Source organism: Bradyrhizobium sp. 172, assembly GCF_023101065.1.
Taxonomy (GTDB): Bacteria; Pseudomonadota; Alphaproteobacteria; order Rhizobiales; family Xanthobacteraceae; genus Bradyrhizobium; species Bradyrhizobium canariense_D.
Window position 1 is genome coordinate 5,839,218 of sequence record NZ_CP064701.1, and the last position, 17,007, is coordinate 5,856,224.

The 17,007-nt window shown below is 63.8% G+C and carries 22 protein-coding genes, 1 pseudogene and 1 riboswitch; of the genes and pseudogenes, 14 read left to right on the forward strand and 9 right to left on the reverse strand.

Annotation, left to right across the window (positions count from 1 at the left end; translation table 11 throughout):
* Positions 1 to 18: 18 nt before the first annotated feature.
* Together IVB07_RS28010 and IVB07_RS28015 are read left to right on the forward strand one after the other, a co-directional pair.
* Positions 19 to 396, forward strand: a complete 378-nt coding sequence (locus IVB07_RS28010; protein WP_018456254.1) for a hypothetical protein — start codon at positions 19 to 21, stop codon at positions 394 to 396.
* A complete protein-coding gene (locus IVB07_RS28015; RefSeq protein ID WP_018456253.1) occupies positions 372 to 536 on the forward strand; it encodes a hypothetical protein in 165 nt (54 codons plus the stop codon). The genes IVB07_RS28010 and IVB07_RS28015 overlap by 25 nt, the downstream gene beginning before the upstream one ends.
* Positions 537 to 540: 4 nt before the next feature.
* Here IVB07_RS28015 and IVB07_RS28020 read toward each other — a convergent pair whose 3' ends face one another.
* Together IVB07_RS28020 and IVB07_RS28025 are read right to left on the reverse strand one after the other, a co-directional pair.
* Complete coding sequence (locus tag IVB07_RS28020; RefSeq protein ID WP_018456252.1) at positions 541 to 1,173, reverse strand: hypothetical protein; 633 nt, start codon at positions 1,171 to 1,173, stop codon at positions 541 to 543.
* Positions 1,174 to 1,348: 175 nt separating this feature from the next.
* The gene (locus tag IVB07_RS28025) at positions 1,349 to 2,233 is read right to left on the reverse strand and encodes a DUF1194 domain-containing protein (protein WP_018456251.1); all 885 of its coding nucleotides are present in this window, start codon (positions 2,231 to 2,233) and stop codon (positions 1,349 to 1,351) included.
* Between the two features lie 286 nt (positions 2,234 to 2,519).
* Positions 2,520 to 2,597, forward strand: a riboswitch (Fluoride riboswitch).
* 126 nt (positions 2,598 to 2,723) lie between these two features.
* Here IVB07_RS28025 and IVB07_RS28030 point away from each other — a divergent pair.
* The 8 genes from IVB07_RS28030 (at position 2,724) to IVB07_RS28065 (ending at position 7,500) form a co-directional block, all read left to right on the forward strand.
* On the forward strand, positions 2,724 to 3,932 hold the full coding sequence (locus tag IVB07_RS28030) for an MFS transporter (RefSeq protein ID WP_051112995.1): 1,209 nt from the start codon (positions 2,724 to 2,726) through the stop codon (positions 3,930 to 3,932).
* Positions 3,933 to 3,939: 7 nt separating this feature from the next.
* Entirely contained in the window at positions 3,940 to 4,338 is a 399-nt protein-coding gene (gene crcB / locus IVB07_RS28035) for a fluoride efflux transporter CrcB (protein WP_162847276.1), read from the forward strand.
* Between the two features lie 6 nt (positions 4,339 to 4,344).
* Entirely contained in the window at positions 4,345 to 4,773 is a 429-nt protein-coding gene (gene crcB, locus IVB07_RS28040) for a fluoride efflux transporter CrcB (RefSeq protein ID WP_018456248.1), read from the forward strand.
* 2 nt (positions 4,774 to 4,775) lie between these two features.
* Positions 4,776 to 5,117, forward strand: coding sequence for a DUF190 domain-containing protein (locus IVB07_RS28045; RefSeq protein ID WP_085384121.1), 342 nt, complete (start codon positions 4,776 to 4,778; stop codon positions 5,115 to 5,117).
* Between the two features lie 43 nt (positions 5,118 to 5,160).
* On the forward strand, positions 5,161 to 5,466 hold the full coding sequence (gene clpS, locus IVB07_RS28050; RefSeq protein ID WP_007594672.1) for an ATP-dependent Clp protease adapter ClpS: 306 nt from the start codon (positions 5,161 to 5,163) through the stop codon (positions 5,464 to 5,466).
* Between the two features lie 178 nt (positions 5,467 to 5,644).
* Positions 5,645 to 5,839 carry a hypothetical protein gene (locus IVB07_RS28055; RefSeq protein WP_157642961.1) on the forward strand — a complete coding sequence of 65 codons (195 nt, stop codon included), beginning with the start codon at positions 5,645 to 5,647 and terminating at the stop codon, positions 5,837 to 5,839.
* 178 nt (positions 5,840 to 6,017) lie between these two features.
* Positions 6,018 to 6,269 carry a hypothetical protein gene (locus IVB07_RS28060; RefSeq protein WP_026233118.1) on the forward strand — a complete coding sequence of 84 codons (252 nt, stop codon included), beginning with the start codon at positions 6,018 to 6,020 and terminating at the stop codon, positions 6,267 to 6,269.
* A 61-nt stretch (positions 6,270 to 6,330) separates the two neighbouring features.
* Positions 6,331 to 7,500, forward strand: coding sequence for an HWE histidine kinase domain-containing protein (locus IVB07_RS28065; RefSeq protein WP_026233117.1), 1,170 nt, complete (start codon positions 6,331 to 6,333; stop codon positions 7,498 to 7,500).
* 44 nt (positions 7,501 to 7,544) lie between these two features.
* On the opposite strand, the pseudogene IVB07_RS28070 reads toward IVB07_RS28065, so the two are convergent.
* The 4 genes and pseudogenes from IVB07_RS28070 to fabI all read right to left on the reverse strand — a co-directional run bounded on the left by IVB07_RS28070 (position 7,545) and on the right by fabI (position 11,498).
* A pseudogene (locus tag IVB07_RS28070) lies at positions 7,545 to 8,734 on the reverse strand (adenylate/guanylate cyclase domain-containing protein).
* A gap of 80 nt (positions 8,735 to 8,814) precedes the next feature.
* Positions 8,815 to 9,903, reverse strand: a complete 1,089-nt coding sequence (gene aroC / locus IVB07_RS28075; RefSeq protein WP_018456243.1) for a chorismate synthase — start codon at positions 9,901 to 9,903, stop codon at positions 8,815 to 8,817.
* Between the two features lie 165 nt (positions 9,904 to 10,068).
* Entirely contained in the window at positions 10,069 to 10,668 is a 600-nt protein-coding gene (locus IVB07_RS28080) for a histidine phosphatase family protein (RefSeq protein ID WP_018456242.1), read from the reverse strand.
* Positions 10,669 to 10,682: 14 nt separating this feature from the next.
* Positions 10,683 to 11,498, reverse strand: a complete 816-nt coding sequence (gene fabI, locus IVB07_RS28085; RefSeq protein ID WP_026233116.1) for an enoyl-ACP reductase FabI — start codon at positions 11,496 to 11,498, stop codon at positions 10,683 to 10,685.
* A gap of 172 nt (positions 11,499 to 11,670) precedes the next feature.
* Here fabI and IVB07_RS28090 point away from each other — a divergent pair, with 172 nt between their 5' ends.
* Both IVB07_RS28090 and IVB07_RS28095 read left to right on the forward strand, forming a co-directional pair.
* Entirely contained in the window at positions 11,671 to 12,159 is a 489-nt protein-coding gene (locus tag IVB07_RS28090; protein ID WP_007594679.1) for a sigma-70 family RNA polymerase sigma factor, read from the forward strand.
* Between the two features lie 106 nt (positions 12,160 to 12,265).
* Positions 12,266 to 13,036, forward strand: a complete 771-nt coding sequence (locus IVB07_RS28095) for an anti-sigma factor (RefSeq protein WP_085352549.1) — start codon at positions 12,266 to 12,268, stop codon at positions 13,034 to 13,036.
* 328 nt (positions 13,037 to 13,364) lie between these two features.
* Here the strand turns inward: IVB07_RS28095 and IVB07_RS28100 are convergent, their stop codons facing one another.
* Together IVB07_RS28100 and IVB07_RS28105 are read right to left on the reverse strand one after the other, a co-directional pair.
* Positions 13,365 to 14,330, reverse strand: a complete 966-nt coding sequence (locus IVB07_RS28100) for a J domain-containing protein (protein ID WP_018456238.1) — start codon at positions 14,328 to 14,330, stop codon at positions 13,365 to 13,367.
* Positions 14,331 to 14,439: 109 nt separating this feature from the next.
* Positions 14,440 to 14,847 (reverse strand): RT0821/Lpp0805 family surface protein, encoded by a 408-nt coding sequence (locus IVB07_RS28105; protein WP_018456237.1) that lies wholly within the window; start codon positions 14,845 to 14,847, stop codon positions 14,440 to 14,442.
* Between the two features lie 113 nt (positions 14,848 to 14,960).
* Between IVB07_RS28105 and pdxH the strand changes: the two genes are divergently transcribed.
* Positions 14,961 to 15,602 (forward strand): pyridoxamine 5'-phosphate oxidase, encoded by a 642-nt coding sequence (pdxH, locus tag IVB07_RS28110; RefSeq protein ID WP_018456236.1) that lies wholly within the window; start codon positions 14,961 to 14,963, stop codon positions 15,600 to 15,602.
* A gap of 97 nt (positions 15,603 to 15,699) precedes the next feature.
* Positions 15,700 to 16,452, forward strand: coding sequence for an SDR family oxidoreductase (locus tag IVB07_RS28115; RefSeq protein ID WP_026233115.1), 753 nt, complete (start codon positions 15,700 to 15,702; stop codon positions 16,450 to 16,452).
* Positions 16,453 to 16,658: 206 nt separating this feature from the next.
* Here the strand turns inward: IVB07_RS28115 and IVB07_RS28120 are convergent, their stop codons facing one another.
* A complete protein-coding gene (locus IVB07_RS28120) occupies positions 16,659 to 16,877 on the reverse strand; it encodes a hypothetical protein (RefSeq protein ID WP_026233114.1) in 219 nt (72 codons plus the stop codon).
* Between the last annotated feature and the right edge of the window lie 130 nt (positions 16,878 to 17,007).

Genomic DNA, 17,007 nt, shown 5'->3' on the forward strand with positions numbered 1-17,007 from the left:
CGCCGACGCTGTGTCGTCATGGAATCCTGTCGGGCCGGCATCATCACCATGGACTACCAGCCCGGCCATCCACACGGCTTCTGCTCGGCGATCTGGATGGGCGAGATCGCCTATTGCCAACCACTGCGCGATCCGCAAGACCTGATCAACCGGTTGAAATCGATCGCGCTGCCCTACCTGCAACCGTTGCGGGATGCCCTGATCCGGCGCTTCCAGTGGGAAATCCTCTTCGGCATCGAGAATGCGGAGCTTGCGGCCGCACGTAACGAGCAGACCCATATCGCCGGATGCGTCTACCGGTCGCTGGCCTGCGTTGCGCAGATCGTGTTCGCACTGAACGAGCGCTATCTCATCAACGAGAAGGGTGCGCTATGGAAGCAGCGCGGTTACCGCTGACAATTCCGCATCTGGACGAGCAGGCGACGGAGATCTGGCGACTGATCGGCAATGGCGCTTTGGCGACCGCCTGCGACGTCTTGCGTCAGATCGACCGGCAATTGAAGGCGCTGACGCGGTCCAGCGAGCAGCAGCCGTGATCTGCTACGCCGTCCTGTCCACCGAGGACGATGTATCCGACGGCGGATATTTGGTCACGGGCACCACGAAGGACTTGTTGCGGACCTGGTAGATGATCTTGCCATTCTGCCCGTCGTCGGTCGCAATCTGCGCCTGGCCGAACATGATGACGTTCTTGTAGACGGTGCCGGTGCCCTGACGGGTGACGCCATCTGTGGTGACGCTGACCTGCGCTTCGTTGCCGTTGACAGCGAGCACCCTGAAGCTCGCGCTCTTGCCATTGTCACTGGAATAGCCGCCCCAGCTTCCCATCAGGCGGCTGTCGGAGGCCGGCGGCGCCTGCTTCTCGAGAGTCGCGGTCTGCTTGCCCGCGCCTGCAGATGACAACAGCACCAGACTCTTGCCGTCCTTGGTGCCGACCGTGACCGTGCCGAAGGTGAGAAGCGAACCGGCGACCTCGCCAAAGCCGCGCTCGGTGCGCCCGTTATGGGTGTACTCGACTTGCGCCCGGGCCCCGCGGATGTTCACGACCTTGAAGCTGACGGGCTGGTTGTTGCCAGCCCAATTGCCCTTCCACTCACCGAGCAGGGAGCTCTGGTGATACACTCGCTCGAGAGCGGGAGAAATCTGGCTGGTGCTCGAGGTGACGATGGCCATTGGGTTGCTCGGCGGATGTGTCTGACAGGCCCGCTTCTTTCGCGCCCCGACAGCAACGTCAGAACCTTATCCGGAAACAAATGAAAGCAGCCGATTAGGGCCACGCAACGGTAAACGCATGGTTAAAATTCCATCGCCGGCAAATAGGGCAAAAGGTCTCGTCCGGTGGCCGCGCTCAGCGACCCCAGCGGTCCGACCAGATCTTCTCGCCGATCATGCAGTTCACACGCGGCTCCTTGTCCTTCTCCGCAACCCGCATCACGGGACGCTCCGGCATACGGCCCGCAACCTCCATCAAGAGCTTGGTGCGGATGGCTTCCTTGAACTTATCGCGGTCCTTGATCGTGATGACGAAGGAACCGGGGCCGCCGATGACGCAATCCTCATAGTAGAAATCGAGATTGTCGATATCCATAGTCGAGTAGGAGGGTTCCTTGACCATGATCGGCAGGCCGTTGATGACGATACCCTTCTCGATCGCTGCGTCGCGCGCAATCGTGACCGGAGTGCCATTGTTGTTGGGACCGTCGCCGGAAATGTCGATCACGCGGCGCAAGCCCCGATAGGGATCCTCGTCGAACAGCGGCATCGCGAAACTGATCGCGCCGGAGATCGAGGTGCGCGAGGCACGCCGGATCGGCGTCTTCAGGATTTCGGCGGCGACGGCATCGGCGGTCTCCGGTCCGTCGACCAGCCGCCACGGAATGATGATCTTCTGGTCGGTCGAAGCGGCCCACTCGAAATAGGTCACCGCGATCCGGCCGTTCGGGCCCAGCTTCAGCGCCTGCAGGAATTCCTTCGACTGGATCGCCTGCGCATAGCCTTCACGCTGGACCGCGAGCTCGTCCATGTCCATGGAGTAGGAGACGTCGACGGCGAGGATCAGTTCGACATCGACCGTCTGCGCGTCTCTGTCGGCTGCTTGCCGCTGCGGCTGATTTTTGAGTAGCGCCAGTCTGGGCGACTCAAACTTGGGTCCTGGTGCCGCGATGCCCGCGACGTCCCCTCCGGCGAACATGCCGGTCACCAGCACAGCCCCGATCGAGAACAGCAAGCGCATCGCAGCCTCCCGTCGTATGACCTGATGGTGACATGCAATCGCCTTGCCGCAAAGTCCGAAGATCGCTCGCGCTTCACATTCCGGTTAGGCATTTGCCAGTTAGGCATTTGCAGGCGGAATTGCGAAGCAGTACGCAAAGCGGCCGCGATGTTGCCGCGCTCGCGCCGCTGGACTGCGCGATCGCTGGCGCCGGCATGCCGTCATGTGCGGTCCGCTCCCGGACTGACGGGCCACTGGACAGCGCACCTCGCCCACTTGTCCGGCGCGATTTCCATGTTAGGCTGGCCGGACAGATGGGGATGGAGTCCCCCGACAACCGCCCGGCGGCCTGTGACCGTAGTGGGCTGATGACTCCTGCTTGAGGAGAGGCAATTTCTAGGCCTCTGCCTTCGGCGGGAGCATGGACAAACCCGCCGCCGGCGGGTTTTTTGTTGCCTGGATGAAGGCCGAGGAGAGGTCAAGCAGAGGCCGAGGAGAAGTCCTGGACGTGATGACGACAACACCGAATGCTGCGCGTGCGGGGCTGCCCAGGGGGATCTGGGTGCTCGGTTTCGTCTCGATGCTGATGGACGTCTCTTCCGAGATGATCCACGCGCTGCTGCCGGTCTATCTCGTCACCGTGCTCGGCGCCTCCACGCTCACCGTCGGCTTCATCGAGGGCATTGCCGAGGCGACCGCCTCGATCACGAAGATCTTCTCCGGCGCGTTGTCCGACTGGCTCGGTCGGCGCAAATTGCTCGCTGCGCTCGGCTACGGGCTGGCCGCGCTGACAAAACCGCTGTTCCCGCTTGCCCCCAGCGTCGAATGGCTGGTTGCCGCGCGCTTCATCGATCGCGTCGGCAAGGGCATTCGCGGCGCGCCGCGCGATGCGCTGATCGCCGATATAGCACCTATCGGTCTGCGCGGCGCGAGCTTCGGCCTGCGGCAGTCGCTCGACACCATCGGTGCGTTCGTCGGGCCGCTGATGGCGATCGGCCTGATGTGGTGGACGGCGGACAATTTTACGATGGTGTTCTGGGTGGCCGTGCTGCCGGGCTTCCTGTCGTTCGGACTGATCGCGTTCGCGGTGAGCGAGCCGGAGCCGGACCCCGGCCGGGAGCCGTCAAGGAATCCGCTGAATACCGCTGCGATGCGCCAGCTCGGGTCCGTGTACTGGCGCGTGGTCGCGGTTGGCGTCGTGTTCACGCTGGCACGTTTCAGCGAGGCCTTCCTGATCCTGCGTGCGCAGAATATCGGGCTCAATGCGATGTGGGTGCCGGCCGTGCTGGTGCTGATGAACATCGTCTATGCGTTGTCGGCCTATCCGGCCGGCGCGCTCTCGGACCGGATCAACCGCACCGGCCTGCTCGCGCTCGGCCTCGTCTTCCTCGCCGGCGCCGATCTCGCGCTCGCGCTGCTGCCAAACCTTGGCGGCCTCGCCCTCGGCGTCGTGCTGTGGGGACTGCATATGGGATTGACGCAAGGCCTGCTCTCGGCCCTCGTCGCCGACGCAGCGCCACCGAGCTTGCGCGGCACCGCGTTCGGCTATTTCAACCTGTTCACCGGCCTTGCCTTGCTGGCCGCAAGCGTGATCGCCGGCGCCTTGTGGGATGCCTATGGTCCGGCCGGCACGTTCCTGGCGGGGCTCGGCTTCGCGCTGGTCGCGCTCATGGGACTATTTGCCGTCGGCAACGGGCTGGCAACGGAGGAGAAACGATGACGGGGGGCTGTTCGCCGTGCTGAGCGGAGTGCTTGCGATTATGATCGGCAGCGTGCTGGGCGGCTGTGCGCGCTATTTCATCTCCGGCGCGATCGCGCGGCGGCTGGGCGAGACGTTTCCGTGGGGCACCGTGACCGTCAACGTCACCGGCGCCTTCCTGATCGGCATTTTTGGCGCATTGGCGACCCATCCCGGCTCGGTCTTCGCCGCGCCCGATCCATGGCTGTTCGCGGTCACCGGCTTTCTTGGCTGCTACACCACGGTGTCCTCGTTCAGCCTGCAAACGCTGACGCTGGCGCGCAACGGCGAGGCGATGCACGCGCTCGGGAATCTCGCGGTCTCGGTCGTGCTCTGCCTCGCGGCCGTCAGTTGCGGCTTCCTCCTCGCGGACACTCTGGGAGGCTAGAGGCAGATGAAGTCCCCCTCCTCTGCCGATCGCTGGCGCACCGCGACGCTCTATGCCTGGATTGCCGCCGGCAGCATGGTCGGCGGGCTAACGCGCTATCTGGTCGGGCTCGCGCTCGACACAGGCTCCGGCTTCCCGGTCGCGACGCTGTTCATCAACGCCACCGGCTCACTAATCATCGGCTTCTACGCGACGCTGACCGGGCCCGACGGCCGCCTGCTGGCGCGGCCCGAGCACCGGCAGTTCGTCATGACCGGGTTCTGCGGCGGCTACACGACCTTTTCAACCTTCAGCCTGGAGACCTTCCGCCTGTTCCACGGCGGCATGAAATATACGGCGCTCGCCTATATCGCGGCATCCGTCATCTGCTGGCTGGTGTCGGTATGGGCAGGCCATATGATAGCCAGCGGCACCAACCGCTTGCGAAGGAGCTGACCATGCAAATCCTTAATCAGGCAGTTTCGCTCCGGATCTTCCTTGGCGAGAACGACCAATTCGACGGCAAGCCGCTCTATGAAGCGATCGTGATGACGGCGCGCGAGCGGCATCTGGCCGGCGCCACCGTGCTGCGCGGCCCGATGGGCTTCGGCAAGTCCAGCCGGCTCCACACTTCCAAGATTCTGCGGCTCTCGGAAGACTTGCCGTTGCTGATCGAGATCGTCGACAGCGAGGACAACATCAATGCATTCCTGCCCATCCTGGATGGCATGATGTCGAGCGGCCTGATCACCTTGGAGAAGGTGCAGGTCCTGCAATATGGTGAGAAGGCCGCGCGCTGAGCGCGCCGGCAGGAACCCGAGCCCGCCATATCCGGGAGGCGGAATGAACGATACCGTTGCCAAACCGAAAACCAGGACGAAGACCAAGGTCGAGCGGCCGAAGCTGCATAAGGTCATCCTGATCAACGACGACTTTACGCCCCGCGAATTCGTCACGATGATCCTCAAGGCCGAGTTCCGCATGACCGAGGATCAGGCCTACAAGGTGATGATCACCGCCCACAAGCTCGGCGCCTGCGTGGTCGCGGTCTTCACCAAGGACGTCGCCGAGACCAAGGCTACCCGCGCAACGGATGCCGGCCGCACCAAGGGCTATCCCCTGCTGTTCACCACGGAGCCGGAGGAATAGTGCACCGGTCCGGCTTTGGTGCTTTTGCGCCCGCTTTCGATTTCGGCGCCGAATCTGCTCTGCCGAATAGTGTATCTATTGGCTGTCAACAGGCGCATGCTGAGCCATCACCGGCTCATCACGGCATCCATCGGTGACTGAGAGAGTCTTTGCGCTCCCGCCCAATGCGGAGCGTCCTATGCAAGACACCACCAAGCGCACCATCCCTCTGAGCAATCGCATTGCCCAATTGGCAGCCGAGGCTCGCCGTCGCGCAGAGATTGCCCCGCCCGGCGTTCAGCGGGAATCGCTGCTCAAGGCGGCGCGATTGAGTGAAACGGCCTCGCACATTCATGATTGGATAAGCCTGCCTGGCCCCAAAACCCCGAGGTAATGGCAAGCAAACCTTGTCGACCGCCTGTTCACGTCGAGCGACGATCCGGGCCAAGGGCGGCATCCGCCTTCAAATCGCACTTCAAATATAAGTTGTATGAAATGAACTATATTTCATCTTGGTTGTTATAACAGCGTCCCCAAACGAAACGGGGCGGTCAACAGCCAAAGCAGCCCAAATGATGAAATCTCTTGTCGCGTTCGCGATGTTCGCGCTCCTCGGAGTGTCCGTAATGGTGCTGCCCGGTTTTGCTCCGCAAGTAAAAGCGCGCGAAACCGTTGCTTTGGCGAAGGCGGACCGGCTGGCGAGCCTTCCGGTGGCGCGGAATTGCCTGGGCCAGGTCTGGCCGGACTTCGAAGCATCGTGTCTGCGCCGGGGTGAATCCGATGTCAGGGTTCATGAAGCTCGTTTGGTGACGGCTCGCCGCTAGACCAACCATCGCAAAGCGCCGGCCGAGCTTGTCGGATGATCCAGGAAAGTGTCGTGCACAGATGTCAACGCCCCCAACCTCCTTGCCGAACGTTCTCGTCGTCGAAGACGAGATGATCCTGCGCATGCGCGCGGTCGATATCGTAGAGGATGCAGGCTTCTGCCCTGTGGAGGCCGTCAACGCCGACGAAGCCATCTCGATCCTCGAGTCGCGGTCGGACATCTCGCTTCTGTTCAGCGACATCCAGATGCCCGGGACCATGGACGGCCTGAAGCTGGCCCACGCGGTGCACGATCGCTGGCCTGCCATCAAGATCGTACTGGTCTCCGGTCAGGTAAAGCCGTCTGAAACCGAAACGCCGGCGGACAGCCGCTTCTTTCGCAAGCCGCTCGCCGTCGACGAAATGATCTCGCAGTTGCAGACGATGATCGGAGCGGGCGCGCTAAAAATCCTTCCGACCACAACGACGGATCCCGGGGAAAACCTTGGGGTTGCTCGATCGCCACAGGAATCGGTTCTGGTGGCGGAGAACGACAATCTGCGCCTGTTGCTGGAACAGGCCGACACCGACGCCAAGGTCCTGCTCGCTCAAGCCGGCATCGAAGCCCACGAACGCGAGGCGGCCGACAAGTTGCAAAAGCTCATCCTCGGAGAGCTGCATCATCGCATCAAGAATACGCTTGCGACGGTGAGCGCAATCGCAGCCCAGAGCTTCCGGGCCGCAATCAATCTCGAGCAAGGCCAAAAAGCCATGGATGGCCGCTTGCTGGCGTTGGGGCGCGCCCACGACCTGTTGATACAGGTCAGCTGGTCCAATGCGAGCCTCACTCATACCCTGAGCGGCGCCACCGATCCCTATGACGGTCAGGGAGGTCGACGATTCCATTTCAATGGGCCGGATCTCCGGATCACATCCGGTGCCGTGATAGCGCTCGCGATGACGTTCAACGAGCTCTGCACCAACACGACGAAGTTCGGCGCACTGTCCAGTTCCTCCGGACATGTCGAGATCGCATGGACGGTGGACGAGATCGAGCAAAGGCTGCGCCTGAAGTGGAGCGAAAGCGGCGGCCCCGTGGTGGCGCCGCCGACACGACGGAGCTACGGCACCCGGATGATCGAGTCGCTCGGCCAGCAACTGAACGGACAGGTGCGGCTGGCCTACGAACCGTCCGGATTTGTCTATCAGCTGGATGTACCGCTGAAGTCGGTGATGGCGTCGAACGCCTGAATTCTGCTCACCAGGCTGACGGCGGCGGACATCCGAGGATGACCTCAGGCCATCACCACCGGCGTCTCCTCCGTCAGCCCGTACACGCGCTGCGCCTTGGAAAAGCCCGCGATCGGGAATTCGCCGAGCTCGTGCCAGTCGTGGCGGCAGACATTGGCGAAGCCTTCTGAGGCCACGACGGTCCGCCCCAGGCGACCCGTGATCTTCTCCAGCCGCGCAGCAAGATTGACCGCGGGGCCAATGCAGGTGAAGTCGAGGCGGTTGCCGCCGCCAATATTGCCGTAGAGGATGTTGCCGACGTGGAGCGCCACGCCGAAGCGGAAGCGCTCGACGACGTCGCCGACAGGATACGCGAGCGCCTCGACACTGGCGCGAGATTCGCGCGCTGCCTCCAGCACCCGCGTGCAGACATGCGCGGCATCGCCGACATATTCGTCGATCGGGAATACCGCGAGCAGGCCGTCGCCCATGAATTTCAGCACCTCGCCGCCATGGCCGCGGATCGCGGCAACCTGGCAGTCGAAATAATGGTTGAGGATCTCGACCACGGTCTCGGCCGGCAGCCGGTCGACAGTGCCGTGAAGCCGCGCAGATCGGAGAGCCAGATCGCAGCCTGCATGGTGTCGTTGTGGCCGCGGCGGATCTGACCGCCAAGGATGCGCGCGCCGGCACGATTGCCGACATAGGTGTCGAGCAGCATCTCGGCGGTGCGGCGCAGGCTGATGATCTCGGTGATGCGCGCGAGCGGCTTGACGATGGTGTGAATCGCCGCGATGTGTTCATCGGTGAAGCCGCCTGGATGGCGCGTTGTCCAGCTCGTCGCGTGGACCGAGCCGTCGAGAAACTGCATTGGCGTCGCGACGTAGTCGGTTACGCCTTCGGCACGCATATCGTCGAAAAAAGGGAAATGCTTGCTGCCGGGATCGTCCATGCGTCCCCGCACCTCAAGTCCCTGCTCGAACACGACCCGCAGCGGACTTCTGGCGAATTCCGGCGTCTCCAGGATCTCGAAATCGACCGTGCCGATCTCGACCTCCTCGCCTTCCCGCCAGATGAAGTTGCGACCGAAAATTTCGGGATGCAGCGTGCGGATGAAGATGCCGAACCGCCATAGCGGCAGACCGGCTGCAACCATCCGTTCGCAGGCTTCGGCCGTCATCTCGGCCGGGGCCTTCGACGACCAGGCGCCGTCGATCAGCCAGTTGGTGATACGTTGGAGCTCGGAGCTTTCCATGCGCGCATTTGCGGACGAAGTTGTGGGATCGTCAAGCTGCGCGGTGGACTAGTGGCGCGATACAAGCGCCCTGCGGAACGCTAGCGCCCGACCTGGCCGCGGTCGCGCAGGAAATGATCCGCCAACACGCAGGCCATCATGGCTTCGCCGACGGGGACGGCGCGGATGCCGACGCAGGGATCGTGGCGGCCCTTGGTCATGATCTCGGTGTCGGCGCCGTTGCGATCGACGGTGAGACGCGGCTGCAGGATCGACGAGGTCGGCTTGACGGCGAAACGCACCACCACCGGCTGCCCCGTGGAGATGCCGCCCAGCACGCCACCAGCGTGGTTGGACAGAAAACGCGTGCCGTCATTGCCCGTGCGCATCTCGTCGGCATTCTCTTCCCCGGTGAGTTCGGCCGCGCCGAAGCCGGCGCCGATCTCGACGCCCTTCACCGCATTGATGCTCATCATTGCGGCGGCGAGCTCGGCATCGAGCTTGGCGTAGATCGGGGCGCCAAGGCCAGCCGGCACACCTTCGGCGACGACCTCGATCACCGCGCCGATCGAGGAGCCGCTCTTGCGGATGCCGTCGAGATAGGTCTCGAAGAACGCGGCCTTGTCCTTGTCCGGACAGAAGAACGGGTTTTTCGCGATCTCGTCCCAGTCCCATTTCGCGCGGTCGATCTTGTGTGGCCCCATCTGCACCAGCGCGCCGCGCACCTTCACATCGGGCAGCACCTTTCGAGCGATCGCGCCGGCGGCGACGCGCGTCGCGGTCTCGCGCGCCGAGGAGCGGCCGCCGCCGCGATAGTCGCGCAGGCCGTACTTCGCTTCATAGGTAAAGTCAGCGTGGCCAGGCCGAAACTTGTCCTTGATCTCGGAATAGTCTTTTGAGCGCTGGTCGGTGTTCTCGATCAGGAGCCCGATCGGCGTGCCCGTCGTCACCTGCACGCCGGTCTCCGGATGCGCCATCACGCCGGAGAGGATCTTGACCTGGTCCGGCTCCTGACGCTGGGTCGTGAAGCGCGACTGGCCGGGTCGGCGGCGATCAAGATCACCCTGGATGTCGGCCTCGACGAGCGGGATCATGGGCGGGCAGCCGTCGACCACGCAGCCGATCGCCACCCCATGGCTCTCGCCGAAGGTCGTGACGCGGAACATGTGGCCGAAGGTGTTGAAGGACATCCGTATCTAGCTCGTAAGTCAGTGCTGACTTAACTCGCCCTGAAATTGGGGTCAAATGCCTACACGGTCGTCATGGCCGGGCTTGTCCCGCCATCCACGTTCTTGGCCCACAAGCGCAAAAGGGCGCCCCGGGCATGACGGCGCAGGACGCGCAAGCGAACCGGCTTAACTAAACTTCTCCAACCGCCCGTCGCGGAACACGTAGACGGCGCCCTGCTCGATATAAAGTTCGGCGGCGCTCGCCGGCGTCTCCAGGCCGAGTGAAACCATCAGGGCCCGGCAGGTCCCACCATGGGCGACCGCGACGGTGTCGGTCCGGAGTTGGTCGTACCAAGCGCGCACGCGGACCTGCACATCGGCGTAGGTCTCTCCGCCCGCGGGGCCCACCGTCCATTTGTCGGCGAGGCGCCGGGCGTAGATGTCGGGATCGGAGGCCTCGCTCTCGGCCAGCGTCAGTCCCTCCCAGGTGCCGTAGCCGATCTCACGCAGGCGATCGTCGAGCGTATAGCCCGCAGTCGGCAGTTCGAGCTTGCTCCGCGCCAGTTCCATGGTCTCTCGTGCGCGGCCAAGCGGACTCGACACGTAGGGTAATGCGGCCTTGTCGCGGCCCTCGCGCTTGAAGAGATCGGCGAGAATGCCGCCGGCCTGCACCGCCTGACCGCGACCGCGTGCGTTCAGCGGAATGTCCTTGATGCCCTGAAGCCTCCCGAGCGCATTCCACTCGGTCTCGCCGTGGCGAAGGTAATAAATCGTGGGCACAGGCATTGCTGGGTGAAAAGTTAGTCCTTCCCGCCGAACGAAATGTCCGGCGCTTCCGGGCGCTTCATGCCGAGCACGTGATAGCCGGAATCGACGTGGTGCACCTCGCCGGTGACGCCGCGCGAGAGGTCGGAGAGGAAATACAGAGCGCTGCCGCCGACGTCTTCCGTGGAGACGTTGCGCCGCAGCGGTGCGTTGGCCTCGTTCCACTTCAGGATATATCTGAAATCGCCGATACCGGACGCCGCGAGGGTCTTGATCGGCCCCGCGGAGATCGCGTTGACGCGGATATTCTTCTCACCGAGATCGACGGCGAGATAACGCACGCTCGCTTCGAGCGCCGCTTTCGCGACGCCCATGACGTTGTAATGCGGCATCCACTTCTCGGCGCCGTAATAGCTGAGCGTGATGAGCGAGCCACCGTCGGTCATCAGCTTCTCGGCGCGCTGCGCCACCGCCGTGAACGAATAGCAGGAGATCAGCAGGGATTTCGAAAAATTCTCCTGCGTGGTGTCGACGTAGCGGCCGTCGAGTTGCTCGCCATAGGCGATCGCATGCACCAGAAAGTCGATCTTGCCCCACTTCTCCTTCAGCACCGCGAAGGCCGCATCGATGGTCGCAGCATCGGTGACGTCGCAATGGCCGAGCACGAGCCCGCCGATCTCGGCGGCGAGCGGCTCGACGCGCTTCTTCAGCGCATCGCCCTGATAGGTGAAGGCAAGCTCCGCGCCGGCCGCGTGGCATGCCTTGGCAATGCCCCAGGCGATCGAGCGGTTGTTGGCAACGCCGAGGACCACGCCCCGCTTGCCCTGCATCAGACCTGAATTCTGCGCCATTTTGCTAACGTCCCGTCGAGCTCCCGGTGAGGTTTGGAGGTACACCAGCCCTCCGTTGCGGTACAGTCCTAATACGCGGCGTTAACGCTGTTTCAAGCGCCGGAATAGCCGTTCCGCTCGGGTGTTATGATCGTTGTGGCGCTCGCGCCGACATCAGGACGTCAAGACCGCAATGAGTGCGTTTCGCCAGAGTGTTGAAGCCATGATCCCGGCGTTGCGCCGCTACGCCCGCGCGCTCACGCGCGAGGCGGATGCGGCCGACGATCTGGTGCAGGATACGCTGGTGCGGGCGCTGCGTTCGGAGCGTCTGTTCCTCGGAGGCGACGTCAGGAGCTGGCTCTATACGATCCTGACCAACCTCAACAAGAACCGGCGGCGTTCGCTGGCACGACGGCCGCAATTCATGCAGCTGACGGAGAACAACCCGGATGCCAGCGGGACCGAAGCCGAAGGGCGCGATATCGAGAGGGCGCTGGCGACGCTCGTCGAGGAGCAACGCTCGGTGCTGCTCCTGGTGATGCTGGAGGGCATGAGCTACCGCGAGGTCGCCGACATCCAGGGCGTGCCGATCGGCACCGTGATGTCGCGCCTGGCACGCGCCCGCGCCCACGTCAAAGCCTCGCTGGAGGGCGAGCGCCCGGCGCTCAGGCGGGTGAAATGATGGCAGGATTGATGCATCGCGCCGGTCGTTTCTCCTGCATGGCGCGGGAAGCGGCGCAGTTGAACCACGAAGAACATTTTGGGCCGCAGAGCCAGAGACGATCGATATGAACGACCGCAAGATCCCAGTGACCGAGGACGAACTGCACGCCTATGTTGACGGCGAGCTGCCGGCCGAGCGCCGCGCCGATGTCGAGGCCTGGCTTGCCGCGCAGCCCGAGGATGGCGAGCGCGTGCAGTCCTGGCGCGCCATGGCCGAGATGCTGCACGCCCGCTACGATTCCGTCGCCCAGGAGCCGGTGCCGGCGCGGCTCGAGCTCGAACGGCTGGAGCGCCGCCCGCGGCACTGGCTCTATGGCGCCGCCGCGGCTGTGCTGGTGGCCTTCATGGCCGGCGGCACCGCCGGCTGGCTGGCGCACGGTGCCGCCAACGCGCCCTCGACTTTCCAGAGCTTTACGACCGACGCACTCGACGCCCACCGCCTCTATGTCGTCGAGGTTCGCCATCCCGTCGAGGTCGGCGGCAACGAGCGCGACCACCTCCAGGCCTGGCTGACCAGACGCTGCGGCTGGACCGTGTTTGCTCCGAACCTGGAGGCGAGTGGACTAAAGCTCGTCGGCGGCCGGCTCTTGCCGGGGCCGAACGGCCCGGCGTCGTTCCTGATGTATGAGGGCGCCTCGGGCGAGCGGTACACGATCTACACCGCCAAGACCGAGAATGGCGCGACGCAGATGCGGTATGCCAGAACGGACAAGGACGGGGCGCTGTTCTGGTCGGAGCGCGGCGTCGGCTACGTCGTCAGCGGTGGCGGCGACCGGGACCGGCTGACCAAAGTGGCGCAGGCGGTCTACGACCAAGCAGAGAAAAGCGGCACCTAGACAACCACGCAAACGCGGTGCCTCGATTCCGACATTGAAAATTTGGAATGAAGACATCGGCGCGTCTCATTATCGCACCGGATGATCACGCGAAAATGAGCAGCGTTCGATCCGCCGATCGACGCGGGCGGCCTCGATTGGGGTTTTTGGTACCGCGCTGGTCCCCCTCTCGAGGCCGCACCTTTTTATCGGCTGCCCCGCCGGACAGCCGACACGTCGAGCACGTGAGCCAAGAAGGGCTACCACGCCTCGGGCATATGATGAGCATCATCTCGATGCACGACGCTCTCAGTCTTTAGGAGAACCCCTCACACTTTCCGGATCACACTTAGCCAAGCCCGCTACGTGGATTGTAGGGGCGCTGCTCCCGCCACTTTTCCATCAATGCTTCAAGCTCGGCGTCGTTCCCGTCCGGTAGCATAATCCTGACGGTGACGAAGAGATCCCCGGTTCCACCAGTTTTTGGCAATCCTTTGCCCTTGAGGCGGAAGGTCCGGCCGCTGGAGGTGTTTTGCGGAACCGAAAGCTCCACGGCATTGCCGAGGGTGGGCACGCGGACCTTGCCGCCAAGCACCGCCTCGTAGAGCGTGACCGGCAGGTCGATCCTGAGATCGGCGCCCTCGATCTTGAAGAACGGATGCTGCGCGATGCCGATCGTGATCAGGAGATCGCCCGGCGGATGGCCCTGAGCGCTCTCGCCCTGCCCCCGCAACCGGATCTGCTGGCCTTCGGTCACGCCGGCCGGAATCTTGACGTTGAGCTCCTTGCCGTTCGGCAGCCGGACGCGCTTCTCGCCGCCCTTCACCGCCTCCTCCAGCGAGACGGTCATGGCGACATTGACGTCGAGATCGAGCCCGATCCCGCCGGTGTCGAATTCGAACTGGGCACCGCCGCCGGCCCCTGGGCGCGGACGCGGCCCTCCTCCGAACATGCTGTTGAGGATGTCCTCGAACGCGCCGCCGCCCGGACCAGGGCCCGCGCCGCCACCGCGGAACGTATAGCTCTCGAACCCGCCGGGACCCGCGCGCCCGCGCGGCCCACCGCCGCCGCCCGGAAAACCCTGGAAGCGCGGCTTGCCGTCGGCGTCGATCTCGCCGCGGTCGAATTGCTTGCGCTTGTCCTCGTCGCCGAGGATCTCATTGGCCGTATTGAGCTCAGCGAAGCGCTCGGCCGCCTTCGGGTCGTTCTTGTTGCTGTCGGGATGGTGCTTCTTGGCAAGCTTGCGATAGGCGCTCTTGATCGCGGCAGCGTTGGCGCTCCGCGGCACCCCCAAGACCTCATAGGGGTCGCGCATCCGTCACGTCTCCTTCAAGAAATCGAATTGTTCAAAGGGCTCCCCGCCCCAACTGAGCCTCATGTGGGGGGCGAGTGGTATTTTTGCAACTAGCCTGGTGAAGCGATTCCTAGCTCCGCCACGGCTTTAGCGTATGAATCTCCCAACTGCCACGGCTGCTTTGGCAGCCCGCGCCCTGGAGCCAGCTTTCGGTGCTGCCATTGACGTAGCTCGCCAGGAAGTCGCGGCACTTGCGGCCGTCCTCGGCGGCATAGGATTGCGCGATCGGCGTGACCGAACCGCGCGCCCCGGTTTCCGGATTCTCCCAATGCTGGCTGGAATCCTTATCGTTCTTGCTGAGCACGTCGGAGGCGGCGTTGCGGGCGAAGGCGAGATCGGTCTCTGTCGGTGCCGCCACCCTGGCCGGCATTGCGATCGAGCCGGTAAGGTCGCTGTCATCGGCCTTGGCGTAGGCACTCTTGTCGTTGCGGGAAAAGCTGCAACCGCCGGTGCCGAGTCCGATCAGAATGATCGTCATGACGAAGCCGAACGGCCGGATCGCCGATAGGCCAACGCGTCCCCATACCCTATATAGGGCGGTAGCAGACAACAACGCGTTTTGGACCGCAGGACGCAACTCGGACCCCAGACATGACCGACACGACCTCGATGAAACACCAGACACCCTTAACATCCGGTGATTTCACCGCCGCCGACGAGCCGTTTGCGCTGTTCGAGGCCTGGCTGAACGAAGCCATCAAGAGCGAGCCGAACGATCCGAACGCCATGGCGCTCGCGACCGTCGATCCCGACGGCCTGCCGGACGTGCGCATGGTGCTGATGAAGGGCTTCGATACCGATGGTTTCGTCTTCTACAGCCACATCGCCAGCCAGAAGGGCCGCGAACTCGCCGCAAATCCTAAGGCGGCGTTACTTTTTCACTGGAAGTCGCTGCGCCGTCAGGTCCGCATCCGCGGCAACGTGACGCCGGTGACCGAGGCCGAAGCCGACGCCTATTTCGCCACCCGTCCCAAGCAGGCGCAGATCGGCGCCTGGGCGAGCAAGCAGTCGCAGGAGCTCGAGAGCCGCTTCGCTTTCGAGCAGGCGATCGCCAAGGTCGCCGCCAAGCACATGATCGGCAAGGTGCCGCGTCCGCCGGGCTGGAGCGGCTGGCGTATAACACCGTCGCGTATCGAGTTCTGGCACGACCGCCCGTTCCGCCTGCACGACCGCATTGAATTTCGCCGTGACGCGGCCGGCCAGAAATGGTCCAAGACGCGAATGTATCCCTAGAATTTTGTTCGAGAATGATCCCTTCGGAAAACCGCTGCACAGTTTGCGCTAACGCGGCCCTCCGGGTCCGGATCATGCTCCAGCCTGAAAGATGTCCATGCCGCAGTCGTCCAATGCGCCGCGCCGTACGCTGCTCCTGACCGGGGCGAGCCGCGGCATCGGCCATGCCACCGTGATCCGTTTCTCCTCGGCCGGCTGGCGCGTGATCACCTGCTCGCGGCATCCGTTCCCGGAGGATTGTCCCTGGGACGCGGGCCCTGAGGACCATATCCAGGTCGACCTCGCCACCCCCGCAGATACCACGCGCGCGATCTCCGACATCCGCGACCGTCTCGAAGGCGGCATGCTGCATGCGCTGGTCAACAACGCCGCGATCTCGCCGAAGGGGGCCGGCGGCTCCAGGCTCGGCTCGATCGACACCGACCTCGACACCTGGACGCACGTGTTCAATGTCAACTTCTTCGCGCCGATCATGATGGCGCGCGGGCTGATCGAGGAATTGAAGGCGGCCAAGGGCTCTGTCGTGAACGTCACCTCGATCGCGGGCTCGCGCGTGCATCCCTTCGCGGGCGCGGCCTACGCCACCTCGAAGGCCGCGCTGGCGTCCCTGACGCGCGAAATGGCCTCCGACTTCGGCCGCGTCGGCGTGCGCGTCAACGCGATCGCGCCGGGCGAGATCGACACCTCGATCCTGTCGCCGGGCACCGAGAAGATCGTCGACCAGCAGATCCCGATGCACCGGCTCGGCACACCGGACGAGGTCGCCAAGATCATCTACGTGCTGTGCACGGACACCAGTTCTTACGTCAACGGCGCCGAGATCCACATCAACGGCGGCCAGCACGTGTAGGCTACCGCGTCATTGCAAGCGCAAGCGAAGCAATCCAGACTGCCTCGGTGAGGACAGTCTGGATTGCCTCGTCGCTTCAGTGCAAAATTGCTTCGCAATTTTGTCGCGAGCTCCTCGCAATGATGATGTTGGAAATTACGCCGGAGAAGCAAGGCGATCCAGACAACGCCGCCGCAAGACCTGGATCGCCCTTAGCTTTCCGTTCCTCAATCGAGTCGAATCCGACGTGACCTCTCGCGTGGCTGCGGAGCGGCCGTGCTGATTGCAGTCGAGCAATCGTCGTCGTTCTCGCCGTCGAGCAGCGGAGCACCACAGTGCCGGCACATGCGCGCCGACATCGACGACGCCTTGCCGCTCGTCGCGACGTGGCGATAGCTCGCCAGATCGATGACGTTGGGGGGCGTCGTTATGTGTTTTTCAACCATGGCTGTTCCTCGCGGCTTACCTGCTCCTTATCGCAGACAAGTTTCGCGCAAACGTTCAGCCCACCGCTCAAATTTTACCGGAGGAATTGGGGCGGCGAGCACACATCGCCGTGCGGCCGCAATCCCGCTC

What these genes read in the sequence shown, in the direction of transcription:
- IVB07_RS28010 (WP_018456254.1), top strand. Translation starts at nt 19, where the DNA reads ATGGAATCCTGTCGGGCCGGCATCATCACCATGGACTACCAGCCCGGC.
- IVB07_RS28015 (WP_018456253.1), top strand. Translation starts at nt 372, where the DNA reads ATGGAAGCAGCGCGGTTACCGCTGACAATTCCGCATCTGGACGAGCAG.
- IVB07_RS28020 (WP_018456252.1), bottom strand. Translation starts at nt 1,173, where the DNA reads ATGGCCATCGTCACCTCGAGCACCAGCCAGATTTCTCCCGCTCTCGAG.
- IVB07_RS28025 (WP_018456251.1), bottom strand. Translation starts at nt 2,233, where the DNA reads ATGCGCTTGCTGTTCTCGATCGGGGCTGTGCTGGTGACCGGCATGTTC.
- IVB07_RS28030 (WP_051112995.1), top strand. Translation starts at nt 2,724, where the DNA reads ATGACGACAACACCGAATGCTGCGCGTGCGGGGCTGCCCAGGGGGATC.
- crcB (WP_018456248.1), top strand. Translation starts at nt 4,345, where the DNA reads ATGAAGTCCCCCTCCTCTGCCGATCGCTGGCGCACCGCGACGCTCTAT.
- IVB07_RS28045 (WP_085384121.1), top strand. Translation starts at nt 4,776, where the DNA reads ATGCAAATCCTTAATCAGGCAGTTTCGCTCCGGATCTTCCTTGGCGAG.
- clpS (WP_007594672.1), top strand. Translation starts at nt 5,161, where the DNA reads ATGAACGATACCGTTGCCAAACCGAAAACCAGGACGAAGACCAAGGTC.
- IVB07_RS28055 (WP_157642961.1), top strand. Translation starts at nt 5,645, where the DNA reads ATGCAAGACACCACCAAGCGCACCATCCCTCTGAGCAATCGCATTGCC.
- IVB07_RS28060 (WP_026233118.1), top strand. Translation starts at nt 6,018, where the DNA reads ATGATGAAATCTCTTGTCGCGTTCGCGATGTTCGCGCTCCTCGGAGTG.
- IVB07_RS28065 (WP_026233117.1), top strand. Translation starts at nt 6,331, where the DNA reads ATGTCAACGCCCCCAACCTCCTTGCCGAACGTTCTCGTCGTCGAAGAC.
- aroC (WP_018456243.1), bottom strand. Translation starts at nt 9,903, where the DNA reads ATGTCCTTCAACACCTTCGGCCACATGTTCCGCGTCACGACCTTCGGC.
- IVB07_RS28080 (WP_018456242.1), bottom strand. Translation starts at nt 10,668, where the DNA reads ATGCCTGTGCCCACGATTTATTACCTTCGCCACGGCGAGACCGAGTGG.
- fabI (WP_026233116.1), bottom strand. Translation starts at nt 11,498, where the DNA reads ATGGCGCAGAATTCAGGTCTGATGCAGGGCAAGCGGGGCGTGGTCCTC.
- IVB07_RS28090 (WP_007594679.1), top strand. Translation starts at nt 11,671, where the DNA reads ATGAGTGCGTTTCGCCAGAGTGTTGAAGCCATGATCCCGGCGTTGCGC.
- IVB07_RS28095 (WP_085352549.1), top strand. Translation starts at nt 12,266, where the DNA reads ATGAACGACCGCAAGATCCCAGTGACCGAGGACGAACTGCACGCCTAT.
- IVB07_RS28100 (WP_018456238.1), bottom strand. Translation starts at nt 14,330, where the DNA reads ATGCGCGACCCCTATGAGGTCTTGGGGGTGCCGCGGAGCGCCAACGCT.
- IVB07_RS28105 (WP_018456237.1), bottom strand. Translation starts at nt 14,847, where the DNA reads ATGACGATCATTCTGATCGGACTCGGCACCGGCGGTTGCAGCTTTTCC.
- pdxH (WP_018456236.1), top strand. Translation starts at nt 14,961, where the DNA reads ATGACCGACACGACCTCGATGAAACACCAGACACCCTTAACATCCGGT.
- IVB07_RS28115 (WP_026233115.1), top strand. Translation starts at nt 15,700, where the DNA reads ATGCCGCAGTCGTCCAATGCGCCGCGCCGTACGCTGCTCCTGACCGGG.
- IVB07_RS28120 (WP_026233114.1), bottom strand. Translation starts at nt 16,877, where the DNA reads ATGGTTGAAAAACACATAACGACGCCCCCCAACGTCATCGATCTGGCG.